This window comes from Bacillus cereus, from assembly GCF_002561295.1.
Taxonomy (GTDB): domain Bacteria; phylum Bacillota; class Bacilli; order Bacillales; family Bacillaceae_G; genus Bacillus_A; species Bacillus_A cereus_S.
The window spans coordinates 1-16,899 of record NZ_NTUG01000009.1 but is presented as its reverse complement, the minus strand read 5'-3'; the positions used below and the strand labels follow the sequence as shown (position 1 = coordinate 16,899).

Below are 16,899 nucleotides of genomic sequence, written 5' to 3'. Positions count from 1 at the left end.
TCAAAGGTTAGGTAGAACAGAATCCGCGACGTTTGGATACTGTATAAAATTCACAAAATCTCAGTGTTTTTTAGATGAAAAAACCTTAAAATATTTTTTTGTTTTTATAAAAATCTGTACTTTTTCGTAACATTCTGTACTTTTAATTATAAATTAAAGACAAGGTTCTCTTAGTTGAAGGTTGAAAGCGCTTTATAGATTTTTCGTGAAGTTTTTACCTATCCTATTTTTGAGATTAGTAGTGAGAAAGGAGATATTTCCATGTTCTTGAGAAAATTAACAAAAAACCACTTAATCACTATTGATTATTATGATTTAAATTTAAATCACCGGTAAACGAAACAAACATAATAGTACAACAGTATTAGTGGATAAGAATATTAGTTTTGCAGAAGGGGGGAGAGCATCCGTGTGTGTAAGCGTTAAGTTCTTCAAAATTCCAGTTTTACGGTTACATGTTGTGATGTTTGCTTAAACAGGCCAATCCTATTAATATAGAAAATTTCTATCCTTGTTGTATTTGAATATGAATGAGGTATTTATGCCAGGGAATATAGGTGATTTTATATAGATTATGATATATAAATTTTTGGTATGGAGTGATAATATGGCAAGTTTTTTGATAGATTTAGTCGGCTCAACGAATGATTTTTTATGGTCTAAATTGTTAATTATTATGCTTGTTATTTGCGGAATTTATTTTACATTTAATTTGAATTTTGTACAGTTTCGAATGTTAAAAGAGATGATCCGTGTGTTAATGGAGGGAAAAAGTGGTTCTAAAAATCAAATCTCTCCTTTTCAAGCGTTTTGTATTGGTATGGCAGCTCGCGTTGGAACAGGGAATATCACAGGAATTGCGATTGCGATTGCATTAGGTGGTCCTGGAGCTGTATTTTGGATGTGGATTATTTCTATTATTAGCTCGGCATCCAGTTTTGTTGAAAGCACATTAGCACAGATATATAAAGTAAAAGATAAAACTGGTTTCCGCGGTGGTCCATCCTATTATATGGAAAAAGGGTTGAATAAACGTTGGATGGGAGTATTATTCTCTATTTTAATCACAATTACTTTTGGTCTTGTATTCAATTCAGTACAATCAAATACAGTTACAATTGCTTTTCAAAACTCATTTGGTACAGATCGTCTAACAGTTGGGATAATCATGGCCATTGCTTTCGCCGCGATTATCTTTGGTGGTGTACAACGTATTGCAAAAATTGCTGAATACAAGGTGGTATTTTTAGCGGTATTATACATTGGAGTTGCATTATTTGTTGTAGTTACCAACATTTCAAAAATGCCGGAAGTTCTTTCTCTTATTGTTCAAAACGCATTTGGTTTTAAACAAATAGCAGGCGGTTCAATTGGTGCAGCACTTATGAATGGGGTTAAACGTGGTTTATTTTCAAATGAAGCTGGTATGGGAAGTGCACCAAACGTTGCTGCAACAGCAACAACAAGTCATCCGGTGAAACAAGGACTGATTCAAGCATTTGGTGTATTAACGGATACACTAATCATTTGTACTAGCACTGCCTTTATTATTTTGCTTTCTGATGCATATAAACAACCGGGGTTAAATGGTATTGCACTTACACAAGCAGCATTAAGTGAACACATCGGTTCTTGGGCATCGGGTTGTCTTGCTATCTTTGTTTTTTTATTTGGATTTGGTGCGTTAATTGGCAACTATTATTATGGTGAAACAAATATTCGCTTCTTACATACAAGTAAAGTGTGGTTAATGATATACAGAATAAGTGTGTTGGCTATGATTGTATTTGGTTCTGTTGCAAAGATCCAAATTGTATGGGATTTAGCGGATTTATTTATGGGCTTTATGGTTATTATTAATTTAATTGCTATTACCTTACTTTCAAAAGTAGCATTTGCGGCGTTACAAGATTATATAAACCAGAAAAAAGCTGGTAAAGATCCTATTTTTTATACAGAAAACATTAAAGGGCTTGAAAATATTGAGTGTTGGGATAGTTATGAGAAAACTTCAAAAAAGAAAAGTGTGTAATAAGAAAGATATTCAGACTGCAATATGTCTGAATATCTTTCTTGGTTCTAGTGCAAATATTATTGATGATATTAAAGAAAAAATTATTCTATATAAAGCTAATAGTACGGGGGAATATTGTTAAATGATAAAGGATTCTAGCGTGCAAGTTGAGGGTCAAGAAAAAGTTTGCTTAGATCAATGGGTAGCTCATTATCGAACGTATGCAGCTAAGGGGCGAAGCGCCAGTTATATTCCCGCTCTGGGGAAAATAAATGTATCGCAGTTAGATATTTGTATAGTAAAGCCAGATGGAACAATGATAAAGTCAGGAGATTGGGAGGTACCTTTCACATTACAAAGTATATCAAAAGTAATCGGTTTTATAGCCGCTTGTTTAAGTCGCGGTATTTCTTATGTATTAGAACGAGTTGACGTAGAGCCAACTGGAGATGCCTTCAATTCGATTATTCGTTTAGAGATACATAAACCAGGAAAACCTTTTAATCCTATGATTAATGCTGGAGCGATTACGATAGCTTCACTTTTGCCAGGGATATCGGTGCAAGAAAAATTAGAATCTCTATACGTATTAATTGAAAAAATGATAGAGAAGCGTCCTGCTATTAATGAAATAGTATTTCAATCAGAATGGGAAACGGCTCATCGTAATAGAGCTTTAGCATACTATTTAAAGGAGAATGGTTTTCTAGAATCAGATGTGGAGGAGACACTAGAGGTTTACCTAAAACAATGTTCGATTGAAATAAATACAGAAGATATTGCCTTAATAGGGCTTATACTAGCACATGATGGATATCATCCTATTCGCAAAGAACAGGTGCTCCCTAAAGAAGTGGCTAGGTTAACAAAAGCTTTAATGCTTACTTGTGGAATGTACAATGCTTCTGGAAAATTTGCTGCTTTCATTGGATTACCAGCTAAAAGTGGGGTATCCGGCGGAATTATGACACTTGTTCCCTCAAAGTCTAGGAAGGATTTACCGTTCCAAGATGGATGTGGTATTGGTATTTACGGACCAGCCATTGATAAATATGGGAATAGTTTACCAGGAATTATGTTGTTAGAACATATTGCAAAAGAATGGGATTTAAGTATATTTTAAAAAGGAGCACAGATATTTTGGTGTCAGAGCGAGTCCAAAAGTGTTCAGACCTTATATTGTGTCTGAACATTTTTGAGTTATAAAGTATCTTTACTAAAGTAGAAGAGTGTAATGAATACTCACAATCTGTAATGCTTTCGTTTATATCTTATTTATCAGTTTTTGAAAAAAATAGAGTAAGTGTTGTATTAATGCAAATAGGTTTGTATACTGACTGTTAGGCGAAAGTGAGAAGTGATTATTTTGAATCTTAGTAATTTAGTAAAAAAAGACATCTATATTCTGGTTTTAATGATACTTACAGTACCCTTAGTAGGTGAAATAAAGTCATTTCCCTTAAATGAAACATTTAGAATGAGCTTTGGTGCACCAACATTTTTCTTTTTTTTGTTATTGTTTCGACGAGTCCCAGCATTTTTACCGGGTTTTTTAACAGCGATAGTCGTTGTAGTATTTCGTATCTCAATGGATGTCATTATAAAGGAAAATATGGATTGGCTAGCCGCTTTTCATACTCACTATCCTAGTTTTTTCTTTTATTTTACTTATTCGTATCTCTTTCATTTAGCAAAAATCAAACGTTTTCATCATCAACCACTAATGATTGGTTTTATTGGTTGCATTATTGAAATATTGTCAGACTGTGTGGAATTAATGATTCAATATTTCGTATTAAAAACATCGATCACATCCGAGGCAATAAATGAGATTATTGTTATCGCATGTTCCCATAGTTTTATAGTTCTAAGCTTTTTCAATATGATGAAATTGTATGAAGCGCAGTCAAGGGAGAGACACATAAAGAAACAAAATGAACACATGCTTATGCTCATCTCTAATTTATATGAAGATGCTGTTCATTTAAAAAAAACATTACAAGATGCTGAGAATATAACAAAAAAATCCTATGATTTATATAAAACCTTAGACTCTTTTGAGCATAAACAGATGGATTTTCAGTTTGAGGATTTAAGGCAACAGGCATTACAAATTGCTGGTGAGGTCCATGACGTTAAAAAGGATAACCAACGTATTTTTGCTGGGCTTTCAAAACTAATTTCTGATGAAAGTTTTACAGATTATATGTCTGTACATGAACTGGTAAATATCATTATACGGGCGAATACGAAATATGCACAGTTACTAGAGAAAGACATCCAATTTGTGTATAAAATTGATGGTGTGCATCCTCATTATCATATTTACACAATCTTATCTATTATAAATAATATCGTTACAAACGCTGTAGAAGCTATCCAAGATATGGGAACCATCACAATTGACATTAATAAAGACCATCATTTTGTTGAATTTCAAATAGGAGATAACGGTCCCGGTATTTCTTCAAAATATAAAGATTCAATTTTTGAGCCTGGGTTTACTTCTAAATATGATGATTTAGGCAATCCATCGACAGGCATCGGATTATCGTATGTTAAAGAAATGGTCGAACAACTTGAAGGTGATGTTACGCTTGAGGACAGAACCGAAGGAAAAGGATCAATTTTTATAATTAGATTAGGGATTGATCATATAATTTCGAAAGGGTGATTCTATGTATTTTTATATAGTGGATGATGAAAAAGCGGTTCGCTCAATGTTGGCTCAAATTATCGAGGATGAAGATCTTGGAGAGGTTATAGGAGAAGTTGAGGATGGTTTATCTTTAGAGCAACACATGCTAATCCTTCAAAATATAGACATTGTATTTATTGATTTGTTAATGCCGATTCAAGATGGAATAAAAACAATTCGTCGAATAAAACCGTCGTTTAAAGGGAAAATCATCATGGTCTCTCAAGTAGAATCAAAAGAATTAATTGCTGAAGCTTATTCGCTTGGCGTTGAATACTATATTATTAAGCCAATTAACCGGATTGAAGTATTAACAGTTGTTCAGAAAGTCATTGAACGAATTCGTTTGGAAAAATCGATAAAAAATATTCAAGAATCGCTTAATATGGTACTAAAATTGGATAGTGATTCCAGTACGCAAGAAAAATACCGTAATGAAAAACATTTAAATACTTTCAATCATTTTCAAAATTCCATTCATTTTCTTTTATCTGAATTAGGAATAGCCAGTGAAAGTGGAAGTAAAGATTTAATGGATATGCTAGATTATTTATATAAATATGAACAAGATAAAACGTTGGAACAAGGTTTTCCCTCACTAAAAGAAATTTTTATGAATTTGGCTCAAAAAAAACTTGGGGATTCAGCTGAGGATGCCGAATTAAAAAGGTTCATAGAAGCTTCCAAACAACGGATTCGGAGAGCAATTTATCAATCACTAAACCACTTAGCATCCCTTGGACTTACTGATTTTTTAAACCCGAAGTTCGAAAATTATGCTTCTAGATTTTTTGATTTTACTACCGTAAGGAGAAAGATGACAGAATTGAATAATGAGCCAACATTACCTGCTCGTATTGATACGAAAAAATTTATTCAGGTTCTTTATTTTGAAGCAAAACGAATACACTTGGAATTACGATGATAAACTCTTGTTAATTATTATTTTCAATTCATAGATTGCTAACTGTTTTAATGTAATTTATTTTATATAGTTTTTCTTTTTGTTTCATATTAGTTTTAAAATCAGAAAATTCCGTGTGGATTCAGTGGAAATATATTAACTTAGAACAAGAGAATATGTATGCTCTATTTTTAATAATTTCTCTAAAATTTGTGAATACTTATTCAAATATCGTGCATATTAAGGATAGGCTAGCAGCCATAATTCTATTCCCATGAAATCGTGCTAAAGTCTATCTCCTTAAGAGACCGTTGAGACAACCGAGCAGTTGGTTTATTGAGCCAGCTGCTTTGTTGTATAGATTATCGATGTAAGTACATACTACGTTTGTAGGGCTTGATTAATTGCCATTTGAGAAGCTCTCTAGTTTACCCCACTTCTGTTTAGGAAAATAGCTATAAAAGCTGTTTTCCTCTATTTAGTAGAACAAAATTTTTGTTCTCAAATGAAATTTTCATTAACTTCCCAAAAACTTATGCATAATTTTCTAATTAAAATTCATAATATAATTAGGCTGATATCAAGAACCCTCATTTCAAGTTACAGCCTAATGAAATCCCTCTATCTTTCCAGAGATTAAACAGTTAGCTTTATTCGCTAACTGTTCTTTTTCATTGTAAATGAAAATAATGCGTAAAGTAATTAAAGGGATATTCTTCGCAATTGGAAATACCCTTTGTTTTATAGTAGTAGTAGTTACAGCCATTTACAGAGACTTTTTAAATCCTCCCATCACATTCTTATTCCTCTTTCATTCTAAAATAAAGTTTTTATAACGGTGAGATACCTTAATTGATATTATATTTGCATCAAAACAAAAAGTTATAAAAGTTTTAATTTGAAAATTTTTGTAACTTTTTGTTTTTTTATGTCCTTCTTATTATAAATTAAAGAAATAATTTTATTAAAAGTTCATTATTTCTTTACCCTATGCATTTCTTTTGCTCTATAAAGTAGATAACAACAGTTACTATTGGCGTTTTATTTAACGTTAGGAAAGAGGAATAGCTATATGTCTTGAATAGGAGGGAGTTTGAAGTGCAAGCGAAAGCAGTGCAAATAGAAGAAATCTATCAAGAAATATTAGACGGTAAAAGAAGTAGGTTTCCACCGAATACATGGAAAGAAGATAGTAATAGAGAGCTATCTAAAAGGGTCACAAAATATTTAATTGAAACAATTTTAAAATGGAATGAAGAGGATATTAAACAAAAATGGAATACGCCTTTAATTATAAAATATCGATTACTCGGCGCGCTCAAACATGGTTATGATAACAGTCCCTATAAGATGATTGAAGACTTATATCCTAATAGATTTAAAGAATGGGAGTTTGGTATGGCCCCATTAAATTTTTGGACTAAAGAAAAAGCCCTTGAAGCATTAAAATGGACTGTTGAAGAAAAAGAAAAGCTAAGTAAAGTGAAACTACTCAAATTCTATAGTAAAAAATGGTTAGAGAAAAATAAACTCAGTGCGCCATTAGTTATGTATTGGAATGGTAGCCCTTATGCAATGATAAATTCTTTATATCCTAATAAATTTAAAGAGTGGGAATTTAGTATGACTCCTAACAAGTTTTGGACTAAAGAAAAAGCATTGGTAGCATTAAGGTGGACTATTGAAGAAAAAGAAAAATTAACTTCTTTTCAATTATTACAAGTTTACAGTCTAAAATGGCTTACTATTCATAAATTAATTTCTCCTTGTCAAATATTCTGGAATAACAGTCCGTACTCCATGATCAATGAGTTATATCCTGGTCAAAATAAAGAATGGGAATATAAATTCACACCTACCGGATTTTGGACTAAAAAAAAAGCATTAGAGGCGCTGAAGTGGACTATTGAAGAAAAGGAAAAACTAACAGAGGAGCAATTACTATCTATTTACACACAAAGATGGTTAATTAAACATAAGTTATGGACGCCATTAAGAAGATATTGGAAGGGAAGTCCATACAATATGTTAAATACTTTATACCCCAATCGTTATTCAAAAGATATGTTAAAAGGTTATAAAAATAAATAATGATTATATTAGAAATCTTACTTATATCATACAATATCAAGTTTAAGATAGAGTTAATAAAATATTGATTTAATTAATTCTTAACTTAATTATAGGAGCGAAATTATATGTCACCTTTACGAGATGAAGCATTAAAAATGCATAAAGAAAAACAGGGGAAGATTGGTGTTTATTCTAAAGTTAAAGTACAAAATTCAACAGATTTAAGTCTCGCTTACTCACCAGGTGTTGCTGAGCCATGCTTAGAGATTTATAAAGATGAAAGCAAATTATATGATTATACAATGAAAGGGAATCTAGTTGGAGTTATATCCGATGGAACTGCAGTATTAGGTCTTGGGAATATTGGACCTAAAGCAGCTATGCCAGTAATGGAGGGAAAAGCTTTACTTTTCAAATCATTTGCTGAGATCGATGCTTTTCCTATTTGTTTAAACACTAATAATCCGGATAAGATTGTTGAGGTTGTTAAATTATTAGAACCAAATTTTGGTGGGATAAACTTAGAAGATATTGCAGCACCTCAATGCTTTGAAATTGAGGAGCGCCTAAGAAAATCTTGTGATATTCCTATTTTCCATGATGATCAACACGGTACAGCTATTGTAACGATTGCTGGCCTAATTAATGCACTTAAGTTAACAAATAAAAAAATTGAAGATGTGCAAATCGTTGTAAATGGCGCTGGTGCTGCTGGGATAGCCATTGTTAAGCTGTTACTTCATATGCATGTAAAAAATGTTATTCTGTGTGACACAAAAGGGATAATATATGAACAGCGATCTATTGGAATGAATGCGCTTAAAGAAGAAATAGCTCGTATTACAAATATAGAACAGAAGCGAGGAACATTAGCAGAGGCCCTTATTGATGCTGATGTATTTATTGGAGTATCAGCTGCAGATGTAGTTGATGAGGATATGATTCGTTCTATGAATCATAATCCTATTATTTTTGCCTTGGCTAACCCTACACCTGAAATTATGCCTAATAAAGCAAAAATAGCAGGAGCACTAGTAGTTGGTACAGGACGTTCTGACTTTCCTAATCAAGTAAATAATGTACTAGCTTTCCCCGGAGTTTTTCGTGGAGCCTTAGATGTACAAGCAAAAGAAATTAATGAAGAAATGAAGCTAGCAGCTGTTTATGCAATAGCTGAGTTAATTTCAGAAGAAGAGCTTCATGTCAACTATGTCATTCCAAATCCGTTTGATCCTAGGGTGGTGCCACATGTAGCATATGCTGTTGCACGTGCTGCAGTGGAAACCGGTGTTTCAAGAAAAAATATCAGCATGTCTGAAATTAAAAACAATCTATTAAGGTTAACAAAAGAGGAAAATATATTAAAATAAATATTTTTCTTAAGAAAATATTATGTAGTAAAGATTACATGAAATTGAATCAGGCTATCTCGCCTAAGATAGCTTACTATATTCTTAAAGTTTTTTAATTGTTTTATGTGTTTTTGATTGGATTTTGTAGTATTAATTATCAAATTAAAGATACGTTTCTATTAGAATCAGCTTGAAAGTGGTTTGAATCCTTTACTTACAGGCTATTTATATAAGTTAGTTGTAAGAAAGTGAATAAATCCATGCTCTTAAGAAATTTAATAGAAAATTACTAAATGACTATTAATTATTATTAGAGTGGTTTGTTGTAAACATGTAAAGGATTTGTTTAAAACTTTGATTTAAAACAATAAACCCTTCTTTTAATAGATTAATAGCAAAGGTTCTCTACTTAGTTCTTAGCGTATAAAAAGTTAAATTATGTATATCTCCCTTTCTGATATTTGTAAAACGCATATATTTATTCCTTGTGAAGTATGAAAATTAACAAAGTCTTAAAAGGAGCGAGTTTAAATGATGATTGTTCTTCAGGTAGTTTTAGCAATTTTTATTGTAGTAGGAGGATTCATAAAAATTTTCCGTATATCTTTTCAGGTAGAACATTGGCAACAATATCAATATTCATTATGGTTTATGTCTATAATTGGTTTTATTGAAATTATTGGAGCAATAGGTATAATCGGTGGTATTTGGAATCAATACTTAGCGCTAGGAGCAAATATATTATTAGCAGTTCTCATGGTCGGAGCCATTCATGCTCATATTTTTCGAGCAAAACAATCTATTTTAATGGTAATCCCTGCATTACTTTGTTTCATACTATCTACGGTGATAATTATTTGGAATTTAAATACATTTTCTTAAGATTAACTATAAATTTTGAAAATAAGTAATTATTAGAGGAATATGTAAGCTCTATTTAAAATGGTGAATAGTTAAAGAATATTAATTCCGAAAAATTATCACCATTTTACTCTTGTTTTTAATAGTTCTATGAATAGAAAGTCTCTTCATTTTTTTAAATGCATGCTTGTAAAGTACATACAAAAACATAGCTCATTATAGGAAGGAGAATTTTTAAATTCTATTGATAAACCCAGTAATTGTAATAGCTCTTATTTAGAATAATAATTTCAAAATCAATAAAGTTTAGAATAGAAGGAGCAAGATCAAATTATTATGAATAAACAAATAGGATTTATCGGATGTGGAAACATGGGTATCGCTGTGATAGGTGGGATGATTAATAAAAATATAGTGTCTCCAAATCAAATAATTTGTTCAGATTTAAACGTCAGTAATTTAAAAAATGCTAGTGATAAATATGGCATAACTATAACTACTAACAATAATGAAGTCGCTAACAGTGCCGACATTTTAATTTTATCAATTAAACCAGACTTATACACATCGGTAATTAACCAAATAAAAGACCAAATAAAAAATGATGTAATAGTCGTAACTATTGCTGCAGGCAAAAGCATTAAGAGTACTGAGGATGCTTTTGGTAAAAAGTTAAAGGTTGTAAGAGTGATGCCTAATACACCAGCTCTTGTTGGCGAAGGAATGTCTGCGTTATGCCCTAATGAAATGGTTACAGAAAAAGATTTAGAGGATATACTAAACATTTTTAAGAGTTTTGGCCAAACAGAGATAGTAAACGAAAAATTAATGGATGTTGTAACATCTGTAAGCGGCTCTTCTCCAGCATATGTATACATGTTTATAGAAGCTATGGCAGATGCTGCTGTACTTGACGGTATGCCGAGAAATCAAGCTTATAAATTTGCGGCTCAGGCTGTATTAGGTTCTGCAAAAATGGTACTAGAAACAGGAATACATCCAGGTGAATTGAAGGATATGGTTTGTTCTCCAGGTGGAACGACGATAGAAGCTGTAGCAACACTAGAAGAAAAAGGTTTAAGAACAGCTATCATTTCAGCTATGAAACGTTGTACGCAAAAATCTATGGAAATGTCTAGTTTAACTAGTAAGTGAGAAGCTTTGTTTAAGTGGAACGTCATCTCCATTAATTTAAGCTGTTATTTAAATTAAAAGTTTGTTGCTATTCTCTTATAGGGAGCGGGGTCATAAAATGGCCTTTCGCAACGGTGCTCTAGGCTGAAATAAACTAGATTAATATATAAATTATGGGAAAAATAAAGAGCGTATACAAATGTATAATCGGAGGAGTTGTTATGTCAAATAAAGTTCCTACTTCCTTTATCATTATTATAGGATTGATGCTGTTTGCATTGTTTTTTGGAGCAGGAAATTTAATTTTTCCACCTATGCTTGGTCAAATGGCTGGAAAAAATGTATGGATAGCCAATGCAGGATTTTTAGTTACTGGAGTTGGTTTACCATTGTTAGCAATAACAGCATTTGTTTTTTCAGGTAAAAGTGATTTGCAATCTTTAGCTAGTCGTGTACATCCGGTGTTTGGTATTGTATTTGCGATCGTTCTCTATCTAGCGATTGGTCCCTTTTATGCCATCCCTAGATCTGGAAATGTATCATTTGAAATTGGAATTAAACCGTTTTTATCAAATGATGCAGGTCCTGTTGCATTAACCGTATTTACAATCTTATTTTTCACAGTTACATGCTTATTATCCCTTAATCCTACAAAAATTATTGATGTAGTTGGAAAAGTTTTGACTCCTATCAAATTGACTGTTATTGGGATCCTCGTAGTTGTTGCTTTTATTCACCCAATTGGAAGAATTCAAGCACCTATTGAAGTGTATGCATCAGATGCATTTTTTAAAGGTTTTCAACAAGGGTATTTAACATTAGATGCTCTTGGAGCTTTTGTTTTCGGAATCATTATTGTGAATGCAATTAGAGAAAAAGGAGCTACGACTAAAAAGCAGCTTATGATTGTTTGTGTAAAAGCAACGGCTATTGCTGCTACACTCTTAGCTCTTATTTATACTGCTCTTTCCTATATGGGCGCTTCTAGTGTAGAAAAACTAGGTCGTTTAAATAATGGGGCTGAAGTTTTAGCAAAAGTTTCGGACTATTACTTTGGTTCGTATGGTGCAATTTTGTTAGGTTTAATGATTATAGTAGCATGTTTAATCACAAGCGTAGGACTTATCACTGCTTGTTCTTCTTTTTTTCATAAATTATTTCCAAAGATTTCTTACAAAAAACTTGCTATTATTTTGTCTGTTTTCAGTACACTAGTTGCGAATATAGGATTAACACAATTAATTATGATTTCAATCCCTGTATTAATAACTATGTATCCAATTGCTATTACCTTAATATTCCTAACATTTTTACACTCTGTATTCAATGGTAGATTTGAAGTATATCAAGGGAGTTTGATATTGACATTTATTTTTAGTTCATTAGATGGATTAAAAGCTGCTGGAATAGAAAGCGAAATAATTCATAATTTTCTTGAGCATTTTCTTCCTTTATATAGTGTAGGTTTAGGATGGGGATTTCCGGCTATTATAGGCGGTGTATGTGGGTATATTGTTAGTGTATTACGGAAGAAAAATACCTTAAGTTCTGGTGAAACTCAATTAAATAAATAAATTATTTTTGTTTATCATATCATTATCGGGGACACAAAACTAATTATCTCTTTGGAATGAAAAAATCTTTTATTTATATCTTTGGAGGTAAATTGAATTAGCTATAACACATTATAGCCGATGTTTGTTGAACACTGGATTAAAGAGAAAAAATAGAATGTATTAACCTAAAAATACGGATGAATTTATAGAATATTTCAAATTTATTTAACGTAAAAGAAATATTATGAGACTACCTAATAACTAAGTAAATTTATATACAACAATAATGAGAAGAACAAACCTTATTTTAAAGGGGATACAGAGAATATGAGTAATTTATTAAAAAAGAAATCCGTTACACAATTGTTAGAGCATAATCAAAGCAAGACCTTAACGAAAACATTAGGAGCATTTGATTTAATTATGTTAGGGGTAGGCTCGATAATTGGAACGGGGGTTCTTGTGTTAACTGGATTAGTAGCAGCAAGAGATGCTGGTCCAGCAGTTATTTTTTCATTTGTACTTGCAGCAATTATATGCGGATTTATAGCATTATGTTACGCAGAAATTGCTTCCACACTCCCGGCATCTGGTAGTGTATATACGTACTCATATGTAACAATTGGTGAGTTTGTTGCTCATCTAGTAGGTTGGTCGTTGCTGTTAATATATATCGTGGCAACAGCGGCTGTCGCTGCTGGATGGACAGGCTATTTCCACAATTTAATAAAGGGATTTGGATTAGAGATACCTAAAGCTCTAGTAACGATTCCTTCGCATGGTGGTATTGTGAATCTACCAGCAGTAATCATTACATTGATATTAGCATGGATGTTATCGCATGGTACGGGGGAAAGTAAACGGATTAATAATATAATGGTGTTGGTTAAAATTGGAATGATTTTGTTGTTTATTACAGTTGGTATGTTCTATGTAAAACCAATAAACTGGGTACCAATTGCACCATACGGTTTAAGTGGAGTTTTTACGGGTGGAGCAGCTATTTTATTCGCTTTTACGGGTTTTGATATATTAGCAACTTCAGCAGAAGAAGTAAAAGATCCGAAACGTAATCTTCCCATCGGTATTATTGCATCATTAATCATATGTACAATTATTTATGTTATGGTATGCCTTGTTATGACAGGAATGGTTTCCTATAAAGAATTAAATGTTCCTGAGGCAATGGCTTATGTAATGGAAGTTGTAGGACAAGGAAAAGTTGCTGGTGTAATTGCTGCAGGTGCTGTAATTGGCCTTATGGCTGTTATTTTTTCAAATATGTATGCGGCAACACGAGTATTCTTTGCAATTAGTCGTGATGGATTGTTACCGAAATCATTTGCGAAAGTTAATAAGAAAACTGGAGCACCCACTTTTATAACTGGATTGGCAGGAATAGGGAGCTCTGTAATAGCTGGGTTTATTGACTTGAAAGAATTGGTTAATTTAGTTAATATCGGTAGTTTGGTGACGTTTGCGTTAGTTTGTCTATCAGTTATTATCCTCCGTAAATCACACCCAAATTTAAAACGTGGATTTATGGTACCTTTTGTACCTGTATTACCAAGCGTTTCAATTGTATGTTGTGTGTTTTTAATGCTAAATTTACCGTTAAGGACATGGGTGTACTTTGGTATTTGGATTACTATTGGGGCAATAATATATTTCCTTTATTCGATAAAACACAGTAATTTAAATGAGGAAACGATCTCGAAATTACATGATAAAATTGCGAGATAATAACGATAGAAAATTTTATTAATAATCATATTGATAGTTGAGTAACATAGAAACAGTTTTTGACATTTAGCAAGAGATAAAATAAGAGATGCTAGGGCAGCCAAGTACTTTTTTAGAAACCTTGCCTGTTTTTCACGATTTAAAACTGCTAAGGAGAGGGAGAAGTATGAGTGAATTGCATTTTATGAGTCTAGAAGAGCTGGATAATAAATTGAAAAAATCTGACAGTGGTATTTATTTAATTAAAGATTATAATGACAATATTATTTATGTAGGCAAGGCTTTTAGTATAAAAAGTAGAGTATTAGCTCATTTTAATAGTTATTCCAATATTAAGGAATATGTACATTTATTTAATAAAGTAGCGTATCTCATTGAAGATAGTTTGTTAAAACGCTCATTGTTACAAATTACTTATATGATTAAATATAAACCAGTATTTAACAAAGACGTCCAAAAAGAATTCCCAGAGTTATATACTCAATACATTAAGCAGACAAATAAAAAATCTATGTTGTTAGAAATTGATGAAGCTAAAGAAAAAAGGGATGAGTTAAAGAATAAATTAGTAAAATTAGTGGGTGGAAAAACTATGTTTTATGACATAATTTCTCTGTTAAACAATGGATATAACTATCATGTCCTCGCAAAAGTATTGAGCATAGAACTTCAAACTTTAATTATAATGAAAGAACACCGAAACAAATTCCCGATACCACATAATTATACGAGGGCAATAAAGCATCAAGATATAATGTATGCTTTATCTGGAAAAAAGAATTTAAGTGCTTCAAGGTTAAACACTTAACTTTAAAGTAGTAAATTCGTTGCTTTTAGCAATTCAACTAGACTGTGCCCCCGAAAGTTAGAAAGGTCGGTTTATTAGGTAGCCTCTGGGATATGAGCCTAGTACAATACTGGGTTCATACCCTTTAATTTTTCCTTGATTCTTTCATGATTATAGTATTTTATATACTTTACTAATTCTTTTTTGAAATCTGTTATACTTCCAAATTCTTCCGATACAGAAATAGCCATACAAAAACGCCATCCTTTCCTATGATTCTACTGTTGGTTTGGAATAAATTTTGATTAAAATGGAACTACAAACGCTGAATTTATAACAAATTGAACTCACATNNATGTGAGTTCAATTTGTTATTAGATGATTATTTTTTATAAAAACGTTTGATCACTTTTAGGTACGTTTTATTGAATATAAGCTCCCGTTAGCGGAATCACACTGATTAATTTTTCAAGATGTAAATTTTTGCAAATGGAAAATCGTTACTTTAATGAAGTATTTTTGGGTTTTATAACAGAATCTTTTTTCGGCATTAAATCATCATTTATATCTTTAAAAAATAGAGGTAGTCCTTCTGCTAAGACAGGGTGTATAACTTTAGTTGGATCTTGTCTTTGATGATGAATATGTAAATGAGGTTCTGAGGATGAACCGCTATTCCCAACACGTCCTAAGATGTCCCCTGGCTTTACATGATCTCCTACTTCAACAGAGACACTATCTTTTTTGAAATGGTTAAGTAAAAGATAAGTGCCTGTTTCTTTTATTTTTATGTACACATGGTTTCCTTCCATTGAAATAAAATTTTCTGAGCCTGGTTTAATGTCAGCTTCATCATCCGAAACAGCAACTACTATTCCAGAAACCGGTGAATAAATTTCTTTATTCCATATTCCATAATCTTCATTACTATCACTATTAATATTATATGGTTCCATTACTAAATCATATGCCCATCTCTCAGATGCTCATGTTGCATGAGGTATATTATCTTTGACACTATTACCGCCCCAACCAACAACGGTTTTTTCAGTTAAAGGCCAACTTACAGTTACAGATGGCTGAGCATGTTTAATACTGTTTGGGTAAGCACAAAGAATAATATTCATGGTCATTAATATTGGAAAGATTAATACTATGTTTATCATTACATTAGTAAACAACTTTAAACTTCTTTTCTTTTTAACAATTAAAATGATAAACATGACAAAATTAATTAATAATCCGAGTGCTCCTATGATAGGTAAAACTAATTTGAGTATTGTCCATGAATACGCACCAAATATATCACCAATTAAAAAAACACTGAGCCATAATAATAAAATGAACCCTATTAACACACAATTTAGATAACCAATCTTTCGCAATAATTTTTTAAAAATAAACTACTCCTCCTTACTTAGAACTAATAAGATTAATATTTTAGTAGGTTCCTAACCAAATCCGTTCATTTATTGCCAAATAATAAGAACCACCCTCCTTAAATATAACAATTTAAGGATAAAATTTCCATATAACTTTAGGTGTAGATTCAGTTCGTTATTATTTTCTAATTAAGCAAACCTACTCCTATAATAAAAAAAGGAACTTATCCTTAGAAAAAAATTATCTAAAGGTGACCAAATATCACAATATTTTTTTACGTCGTGACTTTATTCAAATCCACATCTACAGAAAAAATAGTGTATTTTTTCATTTTAGGGGGTATTTTGTTTTGTTAGCTTGATAGCGATGTGGCTGTACCCCACATCCATCAACT

Annotated in this window: 12 protein-coding genes and 1 pseudogene; 11 read left to right on the top strand and 2 right to left on the bottom strand. The window is 31.8% G+C overall.

Annotated features, from left to right (window positions below):
• Window positions 1-607: 607 nt before the first annotated feature.
• From CN373_RS07165 to CN373_RS07115, 11 genes are all read left to right on the top strand, one after another.
• Window positions 608-2,032 (top strand): alanine/glycine:cation symporter family protein, encoded by a 1,425-nt coding sequence (locus tag CN373_RS07165; protein WP_000135835.1) that lies wholly within the window; start codon window positions 608-610, stop codon window positions 2,030-2,032.
• 124 nt (window positions 2,033-2,156) lie between these two features.
• A complete protein-coding gene (gene glsA, locus CN373_RS07160) occupies window positions 2,157-3,137 on the top strand; it encodes a glutaminase GlsA (RefSeq protein ID WP_098359015.1) in 981 nt (326 codons plus the stop codon).
• Between the two features lie 234 nt (window positions 3,138-3,371).
• Complete coding sequence (locus tag CN373_RS07155) at window positions 3,372-4,688, top strand: sensor histidine kinase (protein ID WP_098359014.1); 1,317 nt, start codon at window positions 3,372-3,374, stop codon at window positions 4,686-4,688.
• Window positions 4,689-4,692: 4 nt separating this feature from the next.
• The gene (locus CN373_RS07150) at window positions 4,693-5,637 is read left to right on the top strand and encodes a response regulator (RefSeq protein ID WP_000274096.1); all 945 of its coding nucleotides are present in this window, start codon (window positions 4,693-4,695) and stop codon (window positions 5,635-5,637) included.
• 1,077 nt (window positions 5,638-6,714) lie between these two features.
• A complete protein-coding gene (locus CN373_RS07145) occupies window positions 6,715-7,707 on the top strand; it encodes a DUF4046 domain-containing protein (protein ID WP_001148031.1) in 993 nt (330 codons plus the stop codon).
• Between the two features lie 107 nt (window positions 7,708-7,814).
• Window positions 7,815-9,059 (top strand): NAD(P)-dependent malic enzyme, encoded by a 1,245-nt coding sequence (locus CN373_RS07140; protein ID WP_000074775.1) that lies wholly within the window; start codon window positions 7,815-7,817, stop codon window positions 9,057-9,059.
• 513 nt (window positions 9,060-9,572) lie between these two features.
• Entirely contained in the window at window positions 9,573-9,923 is a 351-nt protein-coding gene (locus CN373_RS07135; protein ID WP_000973722.1) for a DoxX family protein, read from the top strand.
• Window positions 9,924-10,238: 315 nt separating this feature from the next.
• Window positions 10,239-11,057, top strand: coding sequence for a pyrroline-5-carboxylate reductase (gene proC, locus CN373_RS07130; RefSeq protein ID WP_098359013.1), 819 nt, complete (start codon window positions 10,239-10,241; stop codon window positions 11,055-11,057).
• A 200-nt stretch (window positions 11,058-11,257) separates the two neighbouring features.
• Entirely contained in the window at window positions 11,258-12,610 is a 1,353-nt protein-coding gene (gene brnQ5 / locus CN373_RS07125) for a branched-chain amino acid transport system II carrier protein BrnQ5 (protein ID WP_098359012.1), read from the top strand.
• Between the two features lie 309 nt (window positions 12,611-12,919).
• Window positions 12,920-14,335: an amino acid permease gene (locus CN373_RS07120; protein WP_098359011.1), complete on the top strand. Its 1,416-nt coding sequence runs from the start codon at window positions 12,920-12,922 to the stop codon at window positions 14,333-14,335.
• Between the two features lie 166 nt (window positions 14,336-14,501).
• Entirely contained in the window at window positions 14,502-15,143 is a 642-nt protein-coding gene (locus tag CN373_RS07115) for a nucleotide excision repair endonuclease (RefSeq protein ID WP_001292184.1), read from the top strand.
• 98 nt (window positions 15,144-15,241) lie between these two features.
• On the opposite strand, the pseudogene CN373_RS07110 reads toward CN373_RS07115, so the two are convergent.
• Both CN373_RS07110 and CN373_RS07105 read right to left on the bottom strand, forming a co-directional pair.
• A pseudogene (locus CN373_RS07110) lies at window positions 15,242-15,349 on the bottom strand (IS3 family transposase); the annotation flags it as partial.
• A gap of 273 nt (window positions 15,350-15,622) precedes the next feature.
• Entirely contained in the window at window positions 15,623-16,078 is a 456-nt protein-coding gene (locus CN373_RS07105) for a M23 family metallopeptidase (RefSeq protein ID WP_235674892.1), read from the bottom strand.
• Window positions 16,079-16,899 lie beyond the last annotated feature (821 nt).

Bases quoted from the DNA above. Each gene is read 5' to 3' on its own strand.
- CN373_RS07165 (WP_000135835.1), top strand. From the start codon at position 608: ATGGCAAGTTTTTTGATAGATTTAGTCGGCTCAACGAATGATTTTTTA.
- glsA (WP_098359015.1), top strand. From the start codon at position 2,157: ATGATAAAGGATTCTAGCGTGCAAGTTGAGGGTCAAGAAAAAGTTTGC.
- CN373_RS07150 (WP_000274096.1), top strand. From the start codon at position 4,693: ATGTATTTTTATATAGTGGATGATGAAAAAGCGGTTCGCTCAATGTTG.
- CN373_RS07140 (WP_000074775.1), top strand. From the start codon at position 7,815: ATGTCACCTTTACGAGATGAAGCATTAAAAATGCATAAAGAAAAACAG.
- CN373_RS07135 (WP_000973722.1), top strand. From the start codon at position 9,573: ATGATGATTGTTCTTCAGGTAGTTTTAGCAATTTTTATTGTAGTAGGA.
- proC (WP_098359013.1), top strand. From the start codon at position 10,239: ATGAATAAACAAATAGGATTTATCGGATGTGGAAACATGGGTATCGCT.
- brnQ5 (WP_098359012.1), top strand. From the start codon at position 11,258: ATGTCAAATAAAGTTCCTACTTCCTTTATCATTATTATAGGATTGATG.
- CN373_RS07120 (WP_098359011.1), top strand. From the start codon at position 12,920: ATGAGTAATTTATTAAAAAAGAAATCCGTTACACAATTGTTAGAGCAT.
- CN373_RS07115 (WP_001292184.1), top strand. From the start codon at position 14,502: ATGAGTGAATTGCATTTTATGAGTCTAGAAGAGCTGGATAATAAATTG.
- CN373_RS07105 (WP_235674892.1), bottom strand. From the start codon at position 16,078: ATGGAACCATATAATATTAATAGTGATAGTAATGAAGATTATGGAATA.